At 71.3% G+C, this 20,333-nt stretch carries 22 protein-coding genes; 8 read left to right on the top strand and 14 right to left on the bottom strand.

What is annotated here, in order from left to right; all coding sequences use genetic code 11:
• Positions 1–8: 8 nt before the first annotated feature.
• On the top strand, positions 9–1,208 hold the full coding sequence (gene serB, locus ACF059_RS27115) for a phosphoserine phosphatase SerB (protein WP_392061857.1): 1,200 nt from the start codon (positions 9–11) through the stop codon (positions 1,206–1,208).
• Between the two features lie 97 nt (positions 1,209–1,305).
• On the opposite strand, the gene ACF059_RS27110 is transcribed toward serB, so the two are convergent.
• From ACF059_RS27110 to ACF059_RS27095, 4 genes are all read right to left on the bottom strand, one after another.
• Positions 1,306–1,827: a SixA phosphatase family protein gene (locus tag ACF059_RS27110; RefSeq protein ID WP_392061854.1), complete on the bottom strand. Its 522-nt coding sequence runs from the start codon at positions 1,825–1,827 to the stop codon at positions 1,306–1,308.
• A gap of 79 nt (positions 1,828–1,906) precedes the next feature.
• Positions 1,907–2,128: a hypothetical protein gene (locus ACF059_RS27105; RefSeq protein WP_366869007.1), complete on the bottom strand. Its 222-nt coding sequence runs from the start codon at positions 2,126–2,128 to the stop codon at positions 1,907–1,909.
• Between the two features lie 156 nt (positions 2,129–2,284).
• Positions 2,285–2,404 (bottom strand): SGM_5486 family transporter-associated protein, encoded by a 120-nt coding sequence (locus tag ACF059_RS27100; RefSeq protein ID WP_361947026.1) that lies wholly within the window; start codon positions 2,402–2,404, stop codon positions 2,285–2,287.
• Between the two features lie 5 nt (positions 2,405–2,409).
• Positions 2,410–3,723: a CynX/NimT family MFS transporter gene (locus tag ACF059_RS27095; protein ID WP_392061851.1), complete on the bottom strand. Its 1,314-nt coding sequence runs from the start codon at positions 3,721–3,723 to the stop codon at positions 2,410–2,412.
• A 57-nt stretch (positions 3,724–3,780) separates the two neighbouring features.
• Here ACF059_RS27095 and ACF059_RS27090 point away from each other — a divergent pair, with 57 nt between their 5' ends.
• A complete protein-coding gene (locus ACF059_RS27090; RefSeq protein ID WP_392061849.1) occupies positions 3,781–4,530 on the top strand; it encodes a FadR/GntR family transcriptional regulator in 750 nt (249 codons plus the stop codon).
• On the opposite strand, the gene ACF059_RS27085 is transcribed toward ACF059_RS27090, so the two are convergent.
• The 3 genes from ACF059_RS27085 to fabG all read right to left on the bottom strand — a co-directional run bounded on the left by ACF059_RS27085 (position 4,511) and on the right by fabG (position 6,630).
• Positions 4,511–4,942: a hypothetical protein gene (locus tag ACF059_RS27085; protein WP_392061846.1), complete on the bottom strand. Its 432-nt coding sequence runs from the start codon at positions 4,940–4,942 to the stop codon at positions 4,511–4,513. The two genes, ACF059_RS27090 and ACF059_RS27085, sit on opposite strands and share 20 nt — an antisense overlap.
• A 192-nt stretch (positions 4,943–5,134) precedes the next feature.
• Complete coding sequence (gene fabI / locus ACF059_RS27080) at positions 5,135–5,905, bottom strand: enoyl-ACP reductase FabI (RefSeq protein ID WP_360899520.1); 771 nt, start codon at positions 5,903–5,905, stop codon at positions 5,135–5,137.
• A gap of 5 nt (positions 5,906–5,910) precedes the next feature.
• Complete coding sequence (gene fabG / locus ACF059_RS27075) at positions 5,911–6,630, bottom strand: 3-oxoacyl-[acyl-carrier-protein] reductase (RefSeq protein WP_392061844.1); 720 nt, start codon at positions 6,628–6,630, stop codon at positions 5,911–5,913.
• A gap of 185 nt (positions 6,631–6,815) precedes the next feature.
• Between fabG and ACF059_RS27070 the strand changes: the two genes are divergently transcribed.
• From ACF059_RS27070 to tyrS, 3 genes are all read left to right on the top strand, one after another.
• Positions 6,816–8,339, top strand: a complete 1,524-nt coding sequence (locus tag ACF059_RS27070) for a TldD/PmbA family protein (RefSeq protein ID WP_366869002.1) — start codon at positions 6,816–6,818, stop codon at positions 8,337–8,339.
• Entirely contained in the window at positions 8,336–9,736 is a 1,401-nt protein-coding gene (locus ACF059_RS27065) for a metallopeptidase TldD-related protein (protein WP_392061841.1), read from the top strand. The genes ACF059_RS27070 and ACF059_RS27065 overlap by 4 nt, the downstream gene beginning before the upstream one ends.
• A 65-nt stretch (positions 9,737–9,801) precedes the next feature.
• On the top strand, positions 9,802–11,070 hold the full coding sequence (gene tyrS / locus ACF059_RS27060) for a tyrosine--tRNA ligase (RefSeq protein WP_392061838.1): 1,269 nt from the start codon (positions 9,802–9,804) through the stop codon (positions 11,068–11,070).
• A 129-nt stretch (positions 11,071–11,199) separates the two neighbouring features.
• On the opposite strand, the gene ACF059_RS27055 is transcribed toward tyrS, so the two are convergent.
• Positions 11,200–11,478 carry a GlsB/YeaQ/YmgE family stress response membrane protein gene (locus tag ACF059_RS27055; protein WP_392061835.1) on the bottom strand — a complete coding sequence of 93 codons (279 nt, stop codon included), beginning with the start codon at positions 11,476–11,478 and terminating at the stop codon, positions 11,200–11,202.
• A gap of 188 nt (positions 11,479–11,666) precedes the next feature.
• Here ACF059_RS27055 and ACF059_RS27050 point away from each other — a divergent pair, with 188 nt between their 5' ends.
• Complete coding sequence (locus tag ACF059_RS27050) at positions 11,667–12,008, top strand: DUF3099 domain-containing protein (RefSeq protein WP_392061832.1); 342 nt, start codon at positions 11,667–11,669, stop codon at positions 12,006–12,008.
• Positions 12,009–12,159: 151 nt separating this feature from the next.
• A complete protein-coding gene (locus tag ACF059_RS27045; protein WP_392061943.1) occupies positions 12,160–12,396 on the top strand; it encodes a hypothetical protein in 237 nt (78 codons plus the stop codon).
• Positions 12,397–12,419: 23 nt separating this feature from the next.
• Here ACF059_RS27045 and moaA read toward each other — a convergent pair whose 3' ends face one another.
• The 3 genes from moaA to ACF059_RS27030 all read right to left on the bottom strand — a co-directional run bounded on the left by moaA (position 12,420) and on the right by ACF059_RS27030 (position 15,647).
• Entirely contained in the window at positions 12,420–13,409 is a 990-nt protein-coding gene (moaA, locus tag ACF059_RS27040; RefSeq protein ID WP_366868996.1) for a GTP 3',8-cyclase MoaA, read from the bottom strand.
• Positions 13,410–13,626: 217 nt separating this feature from the next.
• Positions 13,627–15,285, bottom strand: a complete 1,659-nt coding sequence (locus ACF059_RS27035) for a cation acetate symporter (protein WP_392061829.1) — start codon at positions 15,283–15,285, stop codon at positions 13,627–13,629.
• Complete coding sequence (locus tag ACF059_RS27030; RefSeq protein WP_361946988.1) at positions 15,282–15,647, bottom strand: DUF485 domain-containing protein; 366 nt, start codon at positions 15,645–15,647, stop codon at positions 15,282–15,284. The genes ACF059_RS27035 and ACF059_RS27030 overlap by 4 nt, the downstream gene beginning before the upstream one ends.
• Before the next feature lie 257 nt (positions 15,648–15,904).
• Between ACF059_RS27030 and ACF059_RS27025 the strand changes: the two genes are divergently transcribed.
• Entirely contained in the window at positions 15,905–17,449 is a 1,545-nt protein-coding gene (locus tag ACF059_RS27025; RefSeq protein WP_361946985.1) for a S8 family serine peptidase, read from the top strand.
• 57 nt (positions 17,450–17,506) lie between these two features.
• On the opposite strand, the gene ACF059_RS27020 is transcribed toward ACF059_RS27025, so the two are convergent.
• From ACF059_RS27020 to ACF059_RS27010, 3 genes are read right to left on the bottom strand one after another with little or no spacing between them, the layout of a single operon-like run.
• Positions 17,507–18,550 carry a zinc-dependent alcohol dehydrogenase family protein gene (locus ACF059_RS27020; protein WP_366868993.1) on the bottom strand — a complete coding sequence of 348 codons (1,044 nt, stop codon included), beginning with the start codon at positions 18,548–18,550 and terminating at the stop codon, positions 17,507–17,509.
• A 31-nt stretch (positions 18,551–18,581) separates the two neighbouring features.
• Positions 18,582–19,334 carry a lysoplasmalogenase gene (locus ACF059_RS27015; protein ID WP_392061825.1) on the bottom strand — a complete coding sequence of 251 codons (753 nt, stop codon included), beginning with the start codon at positions 19,332–19,334 and terminating at the stop codon, positions 18,582–18,584.
• Positions 19,331–20,296 (bottom strand): sterol desaturase family protein, encoded by a 966-nt coding sequence (locus tag ACF059_RS27010; RefSeq protein WP_392061822.1) that lies wholly within the window; start codon positions 20,294–20,296, stop codon positions 19,331–19,333. Before ACF059_RS27010 ends, ACF059_RS27015 begins: the two co-directional genes overlap by 4 nt.
• Positions 20,297–20,333: the final 37 nt, after the last annotated feature.

Here is a 20,333-nt window from a genome sequence, read left to right as displayed (position 1 = left end):
AGAGCACCATGAGCGCATCGCAGACCTCCGACGTCCCCACCCTCCTCGTCAAGATCTTCGGCAAGGACCGTCCCGGGATCACCGCCGGGCTGTTCGACACCCTCGCCGCCTACTCCGTCGACGTCGTCGACATCGAGCAGGTCGTCACCCGTGGCCGCATCGTCCTGTGCGCCCTCGTCACCGAGCCCGCCGGCGGGCTGGAGGGTGACCTGCGGGCCACCGTCCACAGCTGGGCCGAGTCCCTCAAGATGCAGGCCGAGATCCTCTCCGGTACCGGTGACAACCGGCCCCGCGGCAGCGGCCGCTCCCACGTCACCGTCCTCGGACACCCGCTCACCGCCGAGTCCACCGCCGCCATCGCCTCCCGGATCACCGCGACCGGCGGCAACATCGACCGTATTTTCCGGCTCGCGAAGTATCCGGTCACGGCCGTCGAATTCGCCGTCTCCGGCGTGGAGACCGAGCCGCTGCGCACCGAGCTGGCGACCGCCGCCTCGCACATCGGCGTGGACGTGGCCGTGGTCTCGGCCGGGCTGCACCGCCGGGCCCAGCGCCTGGTCGTCATGGACGTGGACTCGACCCTGATCCAGGACGAGGTCATCGAGCTCTTCGCCGCGCACGCGGGCTGCGAGGCCGAGGTCGCCGAGGTCACCGAGCGGGCCATGCGCGGCGAGCTGGACTTCGAGCAGTCGCTGCACGCCCGTGTCGCGCTGCTCGCCGGGCTGGACGCCTCCGTCGTGGACAAGGTGCGCGCCGAGGTGCAGCTGACCCCGGGTGCCCGGACGCTGATCCGGACGCTCAAGCGGCTCGGCTACCAGGTGGGCGTGGTCTCCGGCGGCTTCACCCAGGTGACGGACGACCTGCGGGAGCGGCTGGGCCTGGACTTCGCCGCCGCCAACACGCTGGAGATCGTCGACGGGAAGCTGACGGGCCGGGTCACCGGCGAGATCGTGGACCGGGCGGGCAAGGCCCGGCTGCTGCGCCGTTTCGCCGCGGAGGCCGGCGTACCGCTGGCCCAGACGGTGGCCGTCGGTGACGGGGCCAATGACCTGGACATGCTCAACGCGGCCGGGCTGGGCGTGGCCTTCAACGCCAAGCCCGTGGTCCGCGAGGCCGCCCACACGGCGGTGAACGTGCCCTTCCTGGACGCGGTGCTCTACCTGCTCGGGATCACCCGCGAGGAGGTCGAGGCCGCCGACCTGGCCTGATCCGCAGGACGCGTACGGGCCCCGGCCGCCGGTGTGGCGGCCGGGGCCCGCTCACGCGGAGGAGATCCCCGGTGGGTGTCCGGTGGATGCCCGGTGGTCAGTGCCCCTTGGGGGTCCAGTAGTCGACCAGGGTGCCCACCCCGTGCTCCAGGGACTTCCACGAGCCGGTGAACGAGACCACGGCGAGCGCGGCGGTCGGGAATCCCGTACGGGCCATGCGCGCCAGGGTGTCGCCCTCCGCGCGGCCCGAGAGGGCGTCGGCGAGGGCGTGCATGCCGGGGTTGTGGCCGATGACGAGGAGGTCGCGGACCTCGTCGGAGGTCTCGTTCAGCAGGGCGATGAGCTCGCCCAGCGAGGCGTCGTAGAGCCGTTCCTCGTAGTGGGTCTTCGGCCGGTGCGGCATCTCCTGGACGGCGAGCTTCCAGGTCTCGCGGGTGCGGGCGGACGTGGAGCAGAGGGCCAGGTCGAAGGCGATGCCGGTGTCGGCGAGCTTCAGACCGACGGCCGGCGCGTCCTTGCGGCCTCGTTCCGCCAGCGGACGGTCGTGGTCGGCCACCTCGGGCCAGTCGGCCTTGGCGTGCCGGAGGAGGGCGATCCTGCGGGATGTGTCGGCGCTCATGGCTCCCAGCTTCGCATGAAACGAGCCACGGGGCGCAGGGTGTTGGAGGGCGCACCCGGCGGCTGGGACGCGCGCGAGATCAGCCGACGGCGCGCAGGATCTGCGTCACGACCTGCGTCAGCGAGGAGACCTCGCCGGTGGCGGCGTGGGCCTCGCCGGAGCCCGGGAGGAGCAGCAGCAGGCAGGTGAAGGCGAGCAGCGGCAGGGCCAGCGCCCACCAGTGCAGCCGGGCGCCCGCGCCGGCTGCGGCGTGTGCCCGGGGGCCGGGCGGGAGGGACCGGGTGTGCGTGGGGGCCGACATGGCCGCCTCCGAGGGTGTGGACGGGACTGACTCGCTGCCTTCGAATCTATGGATCCGAAGGGGCGGTTCCCATCCGGGGCACACCCCACTCGTCCCTGAGCCTGACCCCCTAGGGGAAGGGGGGTTATCCCCACCACCGCCCCCGGGTTCCCGGGGTCAGGGGGAGGCGATCGTCGCGATGACGCCGATGATCAGGCTCACGGCGAGCATCGCGCCGAGGACGAGGCCGAGCTTCCTGCGGCCGTTCTGCGGGTTCGGTTCAAGTACGGGCGACATACCGGTCAGTCTCGCATGCCGCATTCGTCCTCGATCGTGCGGTCCCGCCCGGCCAGGACGCCGAGCGCGATCTGCGGTACGAGCAGTCCGGCCATGAGGGCGAGCGGCAGGTCCCAGCCGCCGCTGTGCTGGTAGAGGGTGCCGATCACCAGGGGGCCGGGGATGGAGATGAGGTAGCCGGTGCTCTGGGCGAAGGCGGAGAGCTTGACCACGCCGGCGGGGGACTTGGCGCGCAGTCCGATGAGGGTGATGACGAGCGGGAAGGCGCAGTTGGAGACGCCGAGCAGGAGCGCCCAGGCCCAGGCGCCGGCGGCGGGGGCGAGGTAGAGCCCGAGGTAGCCGGTGAGGCCGAAGGCGCCGAGGGTGACGGCGATGGCGCCCTGGTTCTTCATCCGGCCGGCGAGGCCGGGGATGACGAAGGCGAGCGGGACTCCCATGACCATGGTGACGGCGAGGAGCACTCCGGCGGTGGAGGCGGAGACCCCGGCGTCCCGGAAGATCTGCGGGAGCCAGCCCATGGTGATGTACGCACCCGTGGCCTGGAGGCCGAAGTAGCAGGCCAGGGCCCAGGCGGTGCGGCTGCGGACGACCCGCGGGCCCGCGTCGGCGCCCACCGACCCGGCCGGGCCGGAGGCGGACGCCGCCGCCCGTTCCTGCCTGCGGGAGGCGCGGGCGATGGGCAGCCAGGGGATGACGGCGATGACCGCGAGCGCGGCCCACAGGAGCAGGCCGGTGCGCCAGCTGCCGCCGAGGGCGGCGGTGAGCGGGACGGTCGTGGCGGCGGCGAGCGAGGTGCCGGCGGCCAGGGCCATGGAGTACAGGCCGGTCATCGTGCCGACCCGGTCCGGGAAGTAGCGCTTGACGATCACCGGGAGCAGGACGTTGGTGAGGGCGATGCCGGCCAGGGACAGGGCGCTGGCGGCGAGGAAGCCGGCGGCGCCCGTCGCGAAGGGCCGGACCAGCAGTCCGGTGGCGATGGCGGCCATGCCGGCGCAGACCACGGCGGCGGGGCCGAAGCGGCGGGAGAGCCGGGGCGCGGTGACGCCGAAGACGGCGAAGCACAGGGCGGGGACGGAGGTGATCAGTCCGGCGACGGTGCCGCTCATGCCCAGACCGGTGCGGGTCTCCTCGAAGAGGGCGCCGAGGCTGGTGATGGCGGGCCGCAGGTTGAGGGCGGCGAGCACGATTCCGACGAGGAGCACCGGCCCGAGCCAGGCGGGGTGCACGGGGGGCTGCGGGGTGGGTGCGGCGGTGGCCTGCCGGGAGGGCCGGTGGCCCCCGGCGGGCCGGTCGAGCGTCTGTATGTCGTCGTCACGCATCCCACCATCATAGAATCATGGGATGATTGGTTGTCCAATCGCTCCAGAGGGGAACCCATGCCGCTGACCTCGCCACGGCGCTCCGCGCTCGTCGACCAGGTGATCGCCCAGTTGCGCAACCAGATCACCTCCGGCGAGTGGCCGGTCGGCGCCCGCATCCCCACCGAGCCGGAGCTCGTCGAGCTGCTCGGCGTCGCCCGCAACACCGTGCGCGAGGCCGTGCGGGCGCTGGCGCACAACGGACTGCTCGACATCCGGCAGGGCTCGGGGACGTACGTCCTCGCCACCAGCGAGCTGGCCGGGGTGATGCACCGCCGGTTCGCCGGGGCCGACCCGCGGCACATCGCCGAGCTGCGCTCGACGCTGGAGTCCTCGGCGGCGCGGCTGGCGGCGGAGCGGCGCACCGAACGGGACCTCGTCCAGCTGGACGCGCTGCTGGCGCGGCGCGAGGACGCCTGGGCCAGTGGGGACGCGGACCGGTTCGTGGCGGCGGACATGAGCCTGCACATGGCCGTGGTGACGGCCTCGCACAACGAGGTGCTGATCGAGCTGTACGCGGACCTGGGCGACCTGCTGGCCGACTGGCTGCGGACGGACGTGGGCACCGACCTGAGTCCCGCAGACCATCTGGACCACGCCCGGCTGATCGAGGCGATCAGGCGCGGGGACGGGGACACGGCCGCCTCGGAGGCGGCGAGCTACCCGTTCGCGTGCCGCGGCCGGAAGGCGGACGGGAACGCGGAAGGGAACGCGGAAGGGGACGGGGACACGGCGGGGGACGGGGCCCTCACGGGCGCTGGTGGGTGACCCACGCCGCGCGGACTTCCTTCCAGCAGCGGCCGACGAGCTCGACGCGGCCGGCCGGGCGGACGGCCACGGCGGCGCCGTCGCCGTCCACGTCCCACCAGCGGTCGCATTCGACGTGCAGCCGGACCAGGTCGGTCTCGGGGTAGGCGTTGTGGCAGGACGCCGTCACCTGTGAGCCCAGGATCTCGGTGTCGCAGTCCGCTCCGAAGAGGTCCCGGGCGGCGGGCCGCGCGGGTGGTGCGGGGGGCTCGGCGGGGATCTCGGCGAGCTCCACCACGGCCGGGGGCACCGCCTCGGGGCCCGATGCGGGATCGTCGGCGGCCGGCTGCGCGGCCGCGCCGGGCATCAGGAGTCCGGTCAGGATCACCGAGGTGACCAGCAGCGATACTGCTCCGCTCGGCCTCGCGCGCACTCCCGTACCTCCTCCCCGCAGGAGCCGGGAAGATCCCGGCCTGGCCAGTTTGCAGGCATCTGTCACGGTTTTCGACTCGGGAAGTTCCGATCGGCCGCTGAACATCCGATCGAGCACACGCGAACGGCGACGGCCGCGCCCCCTGGAGGGAGCGCGGCCGCCGCCGTATGGAACCGCCGGTCTGACCTGGGGTCAGGCACCCATCGCGTGCAGACCGCCGTCGACGTGGATGATCTCGCCGGTGGTCTTCGGGAACCAGTCCGACAGCAGGGCGACGACGCCCTTGCCGGTCGGCTCCGGGTCGCTCATGTCCCAGTCCAGCATCGAGCGGGAGTTCCAGACCTCGGCCAGCTCGCCGAAGCCCGGGATGGACTTGGCGGCCATGGAACCGATCGGACCGGCCGAGATCAGGTTGCAGCGGATGTTCTCCTTGCCCAGGTCACGGGCGAGGTAACGGCTGGTGGCCTCCAGAGCGGCCTTGGCCGGGCCCATCCAGTCGTACTGCGGCCAGGCGAACTGCGCGTCGAAGGTGAGGCCGACGACGGCCGCGCCCTCCTGCGGGAACAGCGGCTTGCAGGCCATCGTCAGCGACTTCAGCGAGAACGCCGAGACGTGCATGGCGGTGGCGACCGACTCGAACGGGGTGTTCAGGAAGTTTCCGCCGAGCGCGTCCTGCGGCGCGAAGCCGATGGAGTGCACGACACCGTCCAGGCCGCCGAGCTCGTCGCGGACGAGGCCCTCCAGGCGGTCCAGGTGCTCCTGGTTGGTGACGTCGAGCTCGATCACCTTGACCGGCTTGGGCAGCTTCTTGGCGATGCGCTCGGTCAGCGACGGGCGCGGCCAGGCGGTGAGGATGACCTCGGCGCCCTGCTCCTGGGCCAGCTTGGCGGTGTGGAACGCGATGGAGGACTCCATCAGCACTCCGGTGACGAGGATGCGCTTGCCCTCAAGGATTCCGCTCATGGTGATCAGTGACCCATGCCCAATCCGCCGTCAACGGGAATGACGGCTCCGGTGATGTACGCGGCGTTGTCGGACGCCAGGAAGCAGACGGCGGCCGCGATCTCCTCGGGCTGCGCGTAACGGCCGAGCGGCACCTGGCCGACGATGCCGGCGCGCTGCTCGTCGGTGAGCACCTTCGTCATGTCGGTGTCCACGAAGCCGGGGGCGACGACGTTGAAAGTGATGTTGCGGGAGCCCAGTTCGCGGGCGAGCGAGCGGGCGAAGCCGACCAGCGCGGCCTTGGAGGCGGCGTAGTTGGCCTGTCCCGCCGAGCCGAGGAGTCCGACCACCGAGGAGATCAGGACGACGCGGCCCTTCTTGGCGCGGAGCATGCCGCGGTTCGCGCGCTTGACCACCCGGAAGGCGCCGGTGAGGTTGGTGTCGACGACCGCGGTGAAGTCCTCCTCGGACATCCGCATCAGCAGCGTGTCCTTGGTGATGCCGGCGTTGGCGACCAGCACCTCGACCGCGCCGTGCGCGTCCTCGATCTGCTTGTAGGCCTGCTCCACCTGCTCGGAGTCGGTGATGTCGCACCGCACCGCCAGGACGCCGAGCGAGGTGAGCGCCTGCGGCGGCTCACCCGAGCGGTACGTGATCGCGACCTTGTCGCCGGCCTCTGCGAAAGCTCGGGCGATGGCGAGGCCGATGCCCCGGTTTCCTCCGGTGACGAGAACCGAGCGGCTCAACGGATCACCCTTTCGAGTAGCGGTCTGAATACCAAAAACCTATCGGTCGGATCGCCCGTTCGGAGAATCGGTCCCCGACAGGGCCTCGCTGCGGGGTCTGTCGAGTCCCTACAGAAAGATGTAGGCACAAGCGCCCCGATCGCGACATGATCGGGGCGACCGGCCCCGACCCCGGGAGGACTTCCGTGCCCCATACCATCGACGCGGCCTTCACCGCGCTGCCCCTGCGGGCGCTCGCCGACGCGGCGCTCGCCCGGGCCCGCGCGCTGGGCGCCGAGCATGCCGACTTCCGGCTGGAGCGGATCCGCAGCGCCTCCTGGCGCCTGCGGGACGCCAAGCCCTCAGGAGGGTCCGACACCACCGACCTCGGATACGCGGTCCGGGTGGTGCACGGGGGCAGCTGGGGGTTCGCCTCCGGTGTGGACCTGACCATGGACGCCGCCGCGAAGGTGGCCTCGCAGGCCGTGGCCATGGCGAAGCTGTCCGCCCAGGTGATCAGGGCCGCCGGTTCCGACGAGCGCGTGGAGCTCGCCGAGGAGCCGGTGCACGCGGAGAAGACCTGGATCTCCGCCTATGACGTGAACCCCTTCGAGGTACCGGACGCGGAGAAGGCGGCGCTGCTGGCCGACTGGAGCTCGCGGCTGCTGGCGGCCGACGGGGTCGCGCACGTGGACGCCTCGCTGCTCGCCGTCCACGAGAACAAGTTCTACGCCGACACCGCGGGCACCGTGACCACGCAGCAGCGGGTCCGGATCCACCCGCAGCTCACCGCCGTGGCCGTGAACGCCACCACCGGCGAGTTCGACTCGATGCGCACCATCGCACCGCCGGCGGGCCGCGGCTGGGAGTACCTGACGGGCACCGGCTGGGACTGGGACTCCGAACTGGAGCAGATCCCGGGGCTGCTCGCGGAGAAGATGCGGGCGCCGAGCGTGCAGGCCGGGCGCTACGACCTGGTGGTGGACCCGTCCAACCTGTGGCTCACCATCCACGAGTCCATCGGCCACGCCACCGAGCTCGACCGGGCCCTGGGCTACGAGGCGGCGTACGCGGGGACCTCCTTCGCCACCTTCGACCAGCTGGGCAAGCTCAAGTACGGCTCCCCGATCATGAACGTGACGGGTGACCGCACCGCCGAGCACGGGCTGGCCACGGTCGGCTTCGACGACGAGGGCGTCGAGGCGCAGAGCTGGGACCTGGTCAAGGACGGCACCCTGGTCGGCTACCAGCTGGACCGGCGGATCGCGAAGCTGACCGGCCTCGGCCGCTCCAACGGCTGCGCGTTCGCCGACTCCCCGGCGCACGTGCCCGTCCAGCGGATGGCGAACGTCTCGCTCCAGCCGGATCCGGGCGGGCTGTCCACCGAGGACCTGATCGGCGGTGTGGAGCGCGGGATCTACGTGGTCGGCGACCGCTCCTGGTCGATCGACATGCAGCGCTACAACTTCCAGTTCACCGGCCAGCGGTTCTTCCGGATCGAGAACGGCAGGCTGGCCGGGCAGCTGCGCGATGTCGCGTACCAGGCCACGACGACCGAGTTCTGGGGCTCGATGGAGAAGGTCGGCGGCCCGCAGACCTACGTCCTGGGCGGCGCCTTCAACTGCGGCAAGGCCCAGCCGGGCCAGGTCGCGGCGGTCTCGCACGGCTGCCCGTCCGCGCTGTTTCGCGATGTGAACATCCTGAACACCACGCAGGAGGCCGGGCGATGAGCTCGTCGATGCGCACCACCAAGCCCCACGAGATCGTCGAGCGGGCGCTGGAGCTGTCCACCGCCGACGGCTGCGTCGTCATCGCCGACGAGGAGTCGACCGCGAACCTGCGCTGGGCGGGCAACGCGCTCACCACCAACGGCGTCACCCGCGGCCGCACCCTCACGGTCATCGCCACGGTGGACGGCAAGGAGGGGACGGCCTCGGGGGTCGTCTCGCGCTCCGCCGTCACCGCCGCCGACCTGGAGCCGCTGGTACGGGCCGCCGAGGCGGCCGCCCGCGGGGCGGGCCCGGCGGAGGACGCCCAGCCGCTGGTCACCGGTACGCCCCAGTCCCCGGACTTCACCGACGCCCCCGCGGAGACCACGTCGGCGGTGTTCGCGGACTTCGCCCCGGCCCTCGGCGAGGCCTTCGCCCGGGCCCGCGCGGGCGGCCGGGAGCTGTACGGCTTCGCCAACCACGAGCTGGTCTCCACGTACGTCGGCACCTCGACGGGTCTGCGGCTGCGCCACGACCAGCCCAAGGGCACCCTGGAGCTCAACGCCAAGTCCCCCGACCGGCAGCGCTCGGCCTGGGCGGGCCGCTCGACCAGGGACTTCAAGGACGTGGACCCGACCGCGCTGGACGCGGAGCTCGCCGTGCGCCTGGGCTGGGCGGAGCGGAGGATCGAGCTGCCCGCCGGGCGGTACGAGACGCTGCTGCCGCCGACGGCGGTGGCGGACCTGCTGATCTACCAGATGTGGTCCGCGGCGGCCCGGGACGCGGTGGAGGGCCGTACGGTCTTCTCCAAGCCCGGGGGCGGCACCCGGCTCGGCGAGAAGCTGTCCGAGCTGCCGCTGACCCTGCGCAGCGACCCGAACGCGCCGGGCCTGGAGTCCGCGCCGTTCGTGATCGCGCACAGCTCCGGCGACGACGCCTCGGTGTTCGACAACGGTCTGCCGGTCCCGGCGACCGACTGGATCCGCGACGGCGAGCTGGCCAGGCTGACCACGACCCGGCACACCGCCGGGCTGACCGGGCTGCCCCTCTCCCCCGGCTTCGGGAACCTGATCCTGGACGGCGGCGGCGACAAGTCGCTGGAGGAGATGGTGGCGGGGACCGAGCGGGGTCTGCTGCTGACCTGCCTCTGGTACATCCGCGAGGTGGACCCGGCCACGCTGCTGCTCACGGGCCTGACCCGGGACGGCGTCTACCTGGTGGAGAACGGGCAGGTCGTCGGCGAGGTCAACAACTTCCGGTTCAACGAGTCCCCGGTGGACCTGCTGTCGCGGGCCTCGGAGGCCGGGCGGACCGAGAAGACCCTGCCGCGCGAGTGGAGCGACTGGTTCACCCGGGCCGCGATGCCGGCGCTGCGCATCCCGGACTTCAACATGAGTTCGGTCAGCAAGGGCGTCTGACCCACCTAGACTGATCGTTGCAACGAAGTGTTGCAATTCCGATCATCCGAAGGAGTCGAGAGACCGTGACGGACATCGTCGACGAACTGAAGTGGCGTGGGCTCTTCGCCCAGTCCACTGACGAAGAAGCGCTGCGCAAGGCCTTCGCGGACGGTCCGGTCACGTTCTATTGCGGTTTCGACCCGACGGCCGCCTCGCTGCACGTGGGGCACCTGGTCCAGGTGCTCACCGTGCGCCGGCTCCAGCTGGCCGGTCACCGGCCGCTGGCGCTGGTGGGCGGGGCCACCGGGCAGATCGGTGACCCGCGGCCGACCGCCGAGCGGACCCTGAACGACCCGGAGACCATCGCGAACTGGGTCACCCGGCTGCGCACCCAGATCGAGCCGTTCCTGTCCTTCGAGGGCGAGAACGCGGCGCTCATGGTGAACAACCTGGACTGGACGGCGGGCATGTCCGCCATCGAGTTCCTGCGGGACATCGGCAAGCACTTCCGCGTCAACAAGATGCTGACGAAGGACTCGGTCGCCAAGCGGCTGGAGTCCGACCAGGGCATCAGCTACACCGAGTTCAGCTACCAGCTGCTCCAGGGCATGGACTTCCTGGAGCTGTACCGTCGCTACGGCTGCGTGCTCCAGCAGGGCGGCTCCGACCAGTGGGGCAACCTGACGGCCGGGCTCGACCTGATCCACCGGGTCGAGCCGGGCGCGGTCGTGCACGCGCTGGCGACCCCGCTGATGGTCAAGGCGGACGGCACCAAGTTCGGCAAGTCCGAGAGCGGGGCCGTCTGGCTCGACCCGGAGATGACCACGCCGTACGCGTTCTACCAGTTCTGGCTGAACGTGGACGACCGGGACATCTCGACCTACATGCGGATCCTGTCCTTCAAGTCCCGCGAGGAGCTGGAGGAGCTGGAGGCGCAGACCGCCGAGCGGCCGCAGGCGCGTGCCGCCCAGCGGGCGCTGGCGGAGGAGCTGACCACGCTGGTGCACGGCGCCGACCAGTGCGCCGCCGTGATCGCCGCGTCGAAGGCGCTGTTCGGCCAGGGCGAGCTGGCGGAGCTGGACGAGGCCACGCTGGCCGCGGCCCTGTCCGAGCTGCCGCACGCCCGGGTGGCGGAGCTCGGCACGGTGGTCGACCTGCTCGCGGAGACCGGTCTGGTCGCGAGCAAGTCGGCGGGCCGCCGGACCGTGAAGGAGGGCGGCGCCTACGTGAACAACGTGAAGGTCACCGCCGAGGACGCGGTTCCGGCCGCGGAGGACCTGCTGCACGGTCGCTGGCTGGTGCTGCGCCGGGGCAAGAAGAACCTGGCGGCGGTCGAGGTCGTCGGCGCCTGATCGCGGGACGTCACCGACGTCCCGCGGCACGGAACACGGCACAGGGGCCGGTTCGGACGCACCGTCCGGCCGGCCCCTGCGTCATGCGCGGAGCGCCTCGCACGGGGAGCGCCACGCACGCGGAGCGCCTCACACGCGCTGGCGTCTGCGGCCCCGCATGGACACGTAGATCATGTCGCCGACGCCGACGATGAGCACGGCTCCGGCGAGCTGGAGCAGGTGCCGGACCCAGTCGATGCCCTTGGTCTCCTCCACGCCGATCCAGGTGGCCACCGCGTTGCCGAGGACGCCACCGATGATGCCGAACACGGTGGTCAGCCAGAGGGGCTGGTGCTGCTTGCCCGGCAGGATGGCCCGGGCTATCAGCCCCAGCACGAAACCGACGATGATCGCCCACAACCAATGCATGTCGAGCCTCCTCCTGGCGCCCGGTGGCGCACGTGGGCCCAGTCTCGACCCGTGGGACATACCGCGCATGTCGGACGACTCCGTCCGAGCGTCCGCCAGGGGTGGCCCCCTCTCCTCGCGTGCACGGGGGCGGCGTACCGTGGGAGGTCCGGGCCGGGACCGCCCGGCGGGCGATCGGGTGGTGGAGCATGGAGCGGACGAAGCGGCAGAAGCGGAACGGGGCCGAGGTCTTCAGGATCACCGGGGCACGGATGAGCCTCGCCGAGGACGTGCGGGGCCGCCAGCGCCGATATGTGATCTCGATGGCCGTCAGAACCCTGTCGGTCATCGCGACCGTGCTGTTGTGGAACGTGCAGCGCCCCGTGGCGATCGTGACCCTCGTCGCCGGCGCCCTGCTGCCCTACGTGGCCGTGGTGATCGCCAACGCGGGGCGCGAGTCGACGCCGTCGCTGCCCTCGCACTTCCTGCCGGCTCCCGTACGGCTGGAGCTGGACGCCGGAAAGCTCAAGAAAAGCTCAGATCAATCATGAAGTTCCGGTGCACTCGACGGGGTCCTGCGTGACATACTGCCTACGCGCTCCGCATCCCCCGTCGGAGCGACGGACCGACGCCGGGCAGCTCCCCCCGTGGCTGCTCGGCGTCGCCTTTCCGTTCTAGGGTTGGGCCGTGACTTCCTCTGACATCTCCGGCCCCGACGAGACCCCCGTGTGCTCCGCCAAGGGCTGCCGCGAAGCGGCCGTGTGGGTCCTCGCGTGGAACAACCCCAAGCTGCACACGCCGGAGCGGCGCAAGACCTGGCTGGCGTGCGAGGAGCACCGCGAACAGCTCTCCCAGTTCCTGGGGGTCCGCGGTTTCCTCAAGGACGTCGTGAAGATCGACGAGTGGGTGCAGCCGGAGGGCTCGGAACGCCTGCGCTGAACTCCCGTGCTGGACCGGGGAGTTCAGCCGCCGATGGCCGACATCGGGCGGTCGGGCTGGAGGAAGGACGGGTCGTCGAGGCCGGAGCCGGCCTTCTTGCCCCACATCGCCACCTTCCACAGGCGGGCGATCTCCTCGTCCGGGGCGCCCGAGCGCAGGGCGGCGCGCAGGTCCGACTCCTCGGTTGCGAACAGGCACGTACGGATCTGGCCGTCGGCCGTGAGCCGGGTGCGGTCGCAGGCGCCGCAGAACGGGCGGGTGACCGAGGCGATGACGCCGACGGTGGCCGGGCCGCCGTCGACCACCCAGCGCTCGGCCGGGGCGGAGCCGCGCTCGTCGGCCCCCTCCTCGGTGAGCGTGAAGCGGGTGCGCAGGGACTCCAGGATGTCCCCGGCGGTGATCATGCCGTCGCGCTTCCAGCCGTGCTGGGCGTCGAGCGGCATCTGCTCGATGAAGCGGAGCTCGTACTCGTTCTCCACGGCCCAGGCGAGGAGGTCGGGGGCCTCGTCGTCGTTGAGCCCCGGCATGAGCACGGCATTGACCTTGACGGGGGTCAGCCCCGCGTCACGGGCGGCGGCCATCCCGTCGATGACGTCCCGGTGCCGGTCGCGGCGGGTGAGGGTCTTGAAGACCTCGGGCCGCAGGGTGTCCAGGGAGACGTTCACCCGGTCCAGGCCGGCGGCCTTCAGGGCCTGGGCGGTGCGCTTGAGACCGATGCCGTTGGTGGTCAGGGACATCTTGGGGCGCGGTTCGAGGGCCGCGCACCGCTCGACGATCCCGACCAGGCCGGGGCGCAGCAACGGCTCGCCGCCGGTGAAGCGGACCTCGGTGATGCCGAGCTGCGTGACGGCGATGCGGATCAGCCGGACGATCTCGTCGTCGCTGAGCAGGTCCGACTTGCCGAGCCACTGCAGGCCCTCTTCGGGCATGCAGTAGGTACAGCGCAGATTGCACCGGTCGGTGAGCGAGACGCGCAGGTCAGTGGCCACGCGGCCGTACGTGTCGAGAAGCACTGTGGGCCCCCTCCCCTGTCCGGATGTAGAGGTACGCGCGACCTGTGGGATCTTCTTCACGCGTTCTCTTTCGAGACTACGCGACCCGTGTGACAGCCAGAGGTGCCCGAATGAACGAGACGTAACACGGCCGCGTCGTAGAGACCTACGACGCGGCCACGTTGGGTGTTCGGCCGAACTCATAGAGCCCGCTCCCGGGCCCGCTCGGTGGGCCTGCTCAGTGCGCCCCGGTGCCGGTCAGGGAGCGCACCTCCAGCTCGGCGAACTTCTGCGGGTCGGCCTTCTCCTTGGACAGGACCGTCCCCAGCCATCCCAGCAGGAAGCCGAGCGGGATCGAGATGATGCCCGGGTTCTCCAGCGGGAACCAGTAGAAGTCGGCGTCCTTGAACATCGAGGTGGGCTTGCCGGACACGACCGGGGAGAACAGCACCAGGCCGACCGCCGAGACCAGTCCGCCGTAGATGGACCACAGGGCCCCCTGGGTGGTGAAGCGCTTCCAGAAGAGGCTGTAGAGGATCGTCGGCAGGTTGGCGGAGGCGGCCACCGCGAAGGCGAGCGCCACCAGCCCGGCCACGTTCAGGTCGCGGGCCAGCGCCCCCAGGCCGATGGCGACGGCGCCGATCACGACGGTGGACCAGCGGGCCGCGCTCATCTCCTCCTTCTCGGTGGCCTTGCCCTTGCGGATGACGTTGACGTACAGGTCGTGCGCGAAGGAAGAGGAGGAGGCCAGGGTGAGGCCCGCGACCACGGCGAGGATGGTGGCGAAGGCGACCGCCGAGATCACGGCGAGCAGGATGGCGCCGCCGGTGGAGTCGGGGCCGCCGCCGATCTCCTGGGCGAGCAGCGGGGCGGCGGTGTTGCCGGCCTTGTTGGAGGCGAGGATGTCGGCCCGCTTGAGGAGGGCCGCGGCGCCGAAGCCGAGGGCGATGGTCATCAGATAGAAGGCGCCGATGATGCCGATGGCCCAGTTCACGGACTTGCGGGCGGCCTGGGCCGTGGGCACGGTGTAGAAGCGGATCAGGATGTGCGGCAGGCCCGCGGTGCCGAGGACCAGGGCGAGGCCGAGGGAGATGAAGTCCAGCTTGGTCAGCGAGTCCTTGCCGTACTTGAGGCCGGGCTCCAGGAACTTCGTGCCCTGGCCGCTGTTCTCGGCGGCCTGGCCCAGCAGGGCGGAGATGTTGAAGTCGAACTTCAGCAGCACCAGGAAGGTGATCAGCAGGGCGCCCGCGATCAGCAGGACGGCCTTGATCATCTGGACCCAGGTGGTGCCCTTCATGCCGCCGATGGTCACGTAGACGATCATCAGGACGCCGACGAGCGCGACCACGGCCACCTTGCCGCCGTCGCTGGTGATGCCGAGGAGCAGCGAGACGAGCACGCCGGCGCCGGCCATCTGGGCGAGCAGGTAGAAGATCGAGACCACGATGGTGGAGGTGCCGGCGGCGGTGCGCACGGGCCGCTGGCGCATCCGGTACGCGAGGACGTCGCCCATCGTGTAGCGGCCGGAGTTGCGCAGCGGCTCGGCGACGAGCAGCAGGGCGACCAGCCAGGCCACCAGGAAGCCGATGGAGTAGAGGAAGCCGTCGTAGCCGAAGAGGGCGATGGCCCCGGCAATGCCGAGGAAGGACGCGGCGGACATGTAGTCGCCGGAGATGGCGAGGCCGTTCTGGAAGCCGGTGAACTGGCGGCCGCCCGCGTAGAAGTCGGCGGCGTCCTTGGTCTGGCGGCCGGCCCAGACGGTGATGACCAGGGTGGCGACGACGAACAGCCCGAACAGGGTGATGATCAGCGGCCGGTGCTCGGAGGCGCCCGCGGCGACCGTCGTGAGGCCGTTCGGATGCGTGAGGTCCGTCAGACCGGTCAGCGTGCCGCTCATTCGCCGGCCTCCATCCGCGCCTTGATGGCCTGCGCCTTGGGGTCGAGCTTCGTGGCGGCGTGCCGCGAGTACAGCCAGGCGATGAGGAAGGTCGTCGCGAACTGGGCGAGACCGAGCACGAGGGCGACGTTGACGTTGCCGAAGAGCTTGGTCCCCATGAAGCCGCCCGCGTAGTTGGACAGCAGGACGTAGAGCAGGTACCAGGCGATGAAGGCCACGGTGAGCGGGAAGGCGAAGGAGCGGTAGGAGCTGCGCAGTTCGGCGAACTCGGCGCTCTGCTGGACGCTCGCGAAATCATCGGCCGTGGGACCCGCCGGTGGCGTTCCCGTGCCGCCCGGCGGCGGCGCTGCTTCGGTGGTCACGGGGGGATCTCCTTGTGACGCGGGTGCGGTGGGGACGACGGACAAAACAACCTCCGTGTGGGGGGACGGTGGTGCCGAGCCCCCCTGTCAACGGCACGGCCGGCGCGTCGGGACGGTTCAACACCCGCGGATTCTTCGAAAACTGATTTCTCGAACTGATGGCGCAAAGGGGAACGACGACGCTAGGTTCGCGTGTCATGAACCCGTCCGACGCGACCGCGTACGGACGGCTTTCTCGAAGATGATGTGGAGAACCCATGGCTCATCTGGGATCCGGCCGCCGGCGCGCCCTCGCCGTTCCGGTCGGCCTGGCGCTCACCGCCTCGCTCGCCTTCCTGCCCTCGGTCGCGGCCTCCGCCGCCCCGCTGGGCAACACGGCGGACGCGGCGACGGCTTCGAAGGCCGACACCACCGGCCCCAAGCTGTCCTACGTGGCGAACCTGAACTCCTACGCCACGGTGACGGCCGCCAAGAAGGCCATCGAGCGCGCCGGTGGAACGGTGGTGACGGCCTATGAGGAGATCGGGGTCGTCGTCGCACATTCCCAGAACCCGGACTTCGCCAAGCAGCTGCGGGCCCAGCGCGGCCTGTTCGTGTCGGTCGGTGCCACCCGGACGGCCCCGATGCAGGCCGTGCAGACCACCGAGGAGGGCGCCACTCAGCGGCTGAGCGAGGCGGACGCCGCCAAGGCGGCGGCGCAGGCCCAGGAGGGTCAGGAGCCGCTCGAGTCCAACCAGTGGGACCTGCGGACGATCAAGGCCGACGAGGCTCACAAGATCAACGATGGCAGCCAGGACGTCACCGTCGGCGTCATCGACACGGGTGTCGACGACACCCACCCCGATCTCGCCCCGAACTTCTCCAAGGAGCAGTCGGCCAACTGCGTCGGCGGCGTCGCGGACACCACCGAGGGCGCCTGGCGCCCGTACGCCGACGGCAGCGACCACGGCACGCACGTGGCGGGCACCATAGCGGCCCCGCGCAACGGCATAGGCATCAGCGGTGTCGCGCCCGGCGTGAAGATCGCCGCGATCAAGGTGAGCGAGCCCGGCACCAGCCTCTTCTACACCGAGGCGGTCGTCTGCGGCTTCATGTTCGCCGCCGAGAAGGGGATCGAGGTGACCAACAACAGCTACTACGTCGACCCGTGGCTCTACAACTGCAAGGCGGACGACGACCAGAAGGCGCTGGTGGAGGCCATCGGCCGGGCCACCAAGTACGCCGAGCGCAAGGGCACGCTCCACGTGGCCTCGGCCGGCAACTCCAACCACGACCTGGCCGGGGACTCGATCCTGGACGACTCCAGCCCGAACGACACGACCCCGGGGCCGCGCACCATCGACCCCAAGGTCTGCCTGGACCTGCCCACGCAGCTGCCGGGTGTCGTCACGGTCTCGGCGACCGGTGACAAGGGCCTGCGCTCGTACTACTCCAGCTACGGCCTCGGGGTCGTGGACGTCGCCGCCCCGGGCGGCGACAAGTGGCAGGTCCCGGCCACCCCGGACGCCAACGGCCGCGTGCTGTCGACCATCCCGGGCGGGGGTTACGGCTACAAGCAGGGCACCTCGATGGCCGCGCCGCACGTGGCGGGCGTCGCGGCGCTGCTCAAGAGCGCCCACCCCTCGGCCGCGCCCTCGCAGATCCAGGCGATGCTCAAGGGCCAGGCCACCAAGGCCACCTGCCCGAGCCAGATCTACAACAGCGCAGGCACCCTGATCGACGCCACCACCTGCCAGAGCAAGTGGGGCCAGACGGGCTACTACGGCTACGGCGTGGTCGACGCGCTCAAGGCCGTCAAGTAACCGGCTGATACGGCGGAGGGCCGGGCGGGGTGACCCCCGTCCGGCCCTCTTTCCCGTTCAGAGCGTGATCATGACCTTGAGCGCACTGCGGTCGTCCATCGCGCGGTAGCCCTCGGGGACCTCGGCCAGGGACACGGTCCGGTCGAAGACGGGCGACGGGTCGATCGCGCCGCTGAGCACGTCCTCCAGCAGCTCCGGGATGTAGGCCCGGACGGGGGCCACGCCACCGCGCAGGGTGATGTTGCGGTCGAACATGACGCCGAGGTCGAGGCCGGTGCCGCTGCCGTGCGGGACGCCGACGTAGCCGACGGCCCCGCCGTCGCGGGTGATGTTCACGGCGGTGCGCATGGACTGCTCGGTGCCGACCGCCTCGATGACCGCGTGCGCGCCCCGGCCGCCGGTGAGCTCGCGGACGGCCGCCTCGGCGGCCTCCCCGCGCTCGGCGACGACATCGGTGGCCCCGAAGAACTTGGCGATGTCCGTACGGGCCGCGTGGCGGCCCAGTGCGATGATCCGCTCGGCGCCGAGGCGCTTGGCGGCGAGGACGCCGCACAGGCCGACCGCGCCGTCACCGACGACCGCGACCGTGGAGCCCTCGCGCACGCCCGCGCCGAGCGCCGCGTGGTGGCCGGTGCCCATGACGTCGGAGAGCGCGAGCAGGCCCGTCAGGAGGTGGTCGTCGCCGACCGCCTCGGCGGGCAGCTTCACCAGGGTGCCGTCGGCGTGCGGGACGCGTACGGCCTCGCCCTGGCCGCCGTCGTGGCCGACCGAGCCCCAGAAGCCACCGTGCTCGCAGGAGGTGAACAGGCCCTCGGCGCAGTAGTCGCAGGTCCCGTCGGACCACATGAAGGGGGCGACGACGAGGTCGCCGGCGCGCAGGCCCGACACGGCGGAGCCGGTCTCCTCGACGATGCCGAGGAACTCGTGGCCGATGCGCTGGCCGGGCTGGCGCGCGGCCGCGCCGCGGTAGGCCCAGAGGTCGCTGCCGCAGATGCAGGCGCGCAGGACGCGGACGACGGCGTCCTCGGGGCGCTGGACGGCGGCGTCGGGCACCTCCTCCACGCGGATGTCGTGGGGGGCGTGGATGACGGTGGCGCGCATGGTGGTGCAGTCCTCCGGGTGGGGGGATGGGTCAGCCCCGTGGGTGCTGCCCTCGTGGGTGGTGCCCTTGTGGGGCCTCCCCACGGTACGCCTCCCGCGCGGCGAGGCTGCCCGTGGCCAGCAGGTACTGGGCGGCGAGGTAGGTCGCCATGATCCAGAAGTCCGGCCGGGGCGGCTGGGGCCATGCGGCGACGCCGGTGGCGATGATCATGTCGGAGACCAGGAACAGCGCCCCGCCGACCCCGGCCCGCAGGCCCATCGCGCTGGAGCGGTAGGCCATGGTCGTGAGCAGCAGGCTGTAGCCGGCCACGGGGATCCGCAGGTCGGCGGGGAGGTCGCTCCACATCAGCCCGACGGTCCCGACGAGCGCCAGCGCGTAGGCGCCCCCGAGGAGCGGGTTCGTGGTCCTCCTGCCGAAGAGGACGAGATAGCAGACGTGCCCGGCGGAGAAGCAGCCCATGCCGATCAGGAAGGCGGCCTCGGCGTCGAAGAGCAGCGCCAGGTCCCCGCCCCAGCCCAGCAGCAGGGCCGCCACGAGCAGGCGGGGTACGCCGCGCGTGCCCCCGCGTCCGCCCGTGCAGACGTGGACGACGAGCAGGGGCATCAGCAGCGGTTTGGCGATGACGTGCCCGAGGTGCCAGCCGGCGAGCAGCGAGCCGAGGTCGAGGGCGGTGGCCAGGGCGAAGGCGACGAGGGCGGCCCTGCCGAGGCGGGCCCGCCCGGCCGGCGCGGCCGCGGTGACCCAGGAGGGCGTGCGGCGGCCGGTGGACTCGGCGGCGCTCACGCGCTGGTCTCCCGGGCGGGAGCCGGAGCGGAGGCCTGCGCGGGGGCTTGTACGGGGGCTTGTACGGAAGCCTGCGCCGGCGCCGGAGCGGGAGCCTGCGCCGGAACCGGCGCCGCGGCCTCGGCCGGGCGGGCCGCCGGCTGCCAGCCGGGACCGCGGAACACCCGTCCGGCGCGCTCCCGCCAGGAGCCGGCGGCCCGCACGTCCCGGGCGATGGCGACGTACTCGTGGGTGGCCACGCGCAGCGGGTTGTAGGTGTTGATGTTCTTCGTCAGTCCGAAGACGGGCTTCTCGCCCTCGCCCACCCAGGAGCCGAAGATCCGGTCCCAGATGATCAGGATCCCGCCGAAGTTGCGGTCGAGGTACCCGCCCTGGGAGGCGTGGTGGACGCGGTGGTGGGAGGGGGTGTTGAAGACGTACTCGATGGGGCGCGGCAGCTTGCCGATGCGCTCGGTGTGGACCCAGAACTGGTAGACGAGGTTGACCGAGTAGCAGAACGGGATCACGGCCGGGTGCACGCCGAGGGCGACCATCGGCAGGTAGAACGGCCACGAGGTGGCGCTGGTCCACGGCTGGCGCAGGGCGGTGGTGAGGTTGAACTTGCGGCTGCTGTGGTGCACCACGTGGCAGGCCCAGAGGATGCGGATGACGTGGTGCCCGCGGTGCTGGAAGTAGTAGAGGAAGTCCTGCACGAGCAGCATCAGCAGGAGGGTCCACCACAGCACGGGCACGCGCAGGGGCGTCAGCTCGTAGACCGCCGTGTAGATCGCGACGACGGGGATCTTCCAGAGCAGGTCGAAGCCGATGCTGCCGAGGCCCATGCCGATGCTGGTGACGGCGTCCTTGGTCTCGTACCCGGCGGCGTCCTCGTCGGGATGTATCCGGTAGCTCACCATCTCCACGACGGTGAGCAGCACGAAGGCTGGTATGGACCACAGCACGACATCGGGCAGGTTCGGCATGTCCGCACCATAGAGGCGCGTTCCGGGGTGCCGCTAG

Source organism: Streptomyces sp. NPDC016562, assembly GCF_043076955.1.
Classification (GTDB): domain Bacteria; phylum Actinomycetota; class Actinomycetes; order Streptomycetales; family Streptomycetaceae; genus Streptomyces.
Note: the sequence above shows the minus strand (reverse complement) of the source record. Positions and strands in the feature narration are given on the sequence as shown.

What these genes read in the sequence shown, in the direction of transcription:
- ACF059_RS27105 (WP_366869007.1), bottom strand. Translation starts at nt 2,128, where the DNA reads ATGTCGGCCCCCACGCACACCCGGTCCCTCCCGCCCGGCCCCCGGGCA.
- fabI (WP_360899520.1), bottom strand. Translation starts at nt 5,905, where the DNA reads ATGAGCGGAATCCTTGAGGGCAAGCGCATCCTCGTCACCGGAGTGCTG.
- ACF059_RS27010 (WP_392061822.1), bottom strand. Translation starts at nt 20,296, where the DNA reads ATGCCGAACCTGCCCGATGTCGTGCTGTGGTCCATACCAGCCTTCGTG.
- ACF059_RS27050 (WP_392061832.1), top strand. Translation starts at nt 11,667, where the DNA reads ATGGAGCGGACGAAGCGGCAGAAGCGGAACGGGGCCGAGGTCTTCAGG.
- ACF059_RS27065 (WP_392061841.1), top strand. Translation starts at nt 8,336, where the DNA reads ATGAGCTCGTCGATGCGCACCACCAAGCCCCACGAGATCGTCGAGCGG.
- serB (WP_392061857.1), top strand. Translation starts at nt 9, where the DNA reads ATGAGCGCATCGCAGACCTCCGACGTCCCCACCCTCCTCGTCAAGATC.
- ACF059_RS27095 (WP_392061851.1), bottom strand. Translation starts at nt 3,723, where the DNA reads ATGCGTGACGACGACATACAGACGCTCGACCGGCCCGCCGGGGGCCAC.
- ACF059_RS27035 (WP_392061829.1), bottom strand. Translation starts at nt 15,285, where the DNA reads ATGAGCGGCACGCTGACCGGTCTGACGGACCTCACGCATCCGAACGGC.
- ACF059_RS27055 (WP_392061835.1), bottom strand. Translation starts at nt 11,478, where the DNA reads ATGCATTGGTTGTGGGCGATCATCGTCGGTTTCGTGCTGGGGCTGATA.
- ACF059_RS27100 (WP_361947026.1), bottom strand. Translation starts at nt 2,404, where the DNA reads ATGTCGCCCGTACTTGAACCGAACCCGCAGAACGGCCGCAGGAAGCTC.
- ACF059_RS27020 (WP_366868993.1), bottom strand. Translation starts at nt 18,550, where the DNA reads ATGCGCGCCACCGTCATCCACGCCCCCCACGACATCCGCGTGGAGGAG.
- ACF059_RS27025 (WP_361946985.1), top strand. Translation starts at nt 15,905, where the DNA reads ATGGCTCATCTGGGATCCGGCCGCCGGCGCGCCCTCGCCGTTCCGGTC.
- ACF059_RS27110 (WP_392061854.1), bottom strand. Translation starts at nt 1,827, where the DNA reads ATGAGCGCCGACACATCCCGCAGGATCGCCCTCCTCCGGCACGCCAAG.
- ACF059_RS27090 (WP_392061849.1), top strand. Translation starts at nt 3,781, where the DNA reads ATGCCGCTGACCTCGCCACGGCGCTCCGCGCTCGTCGACCAGGTGATC.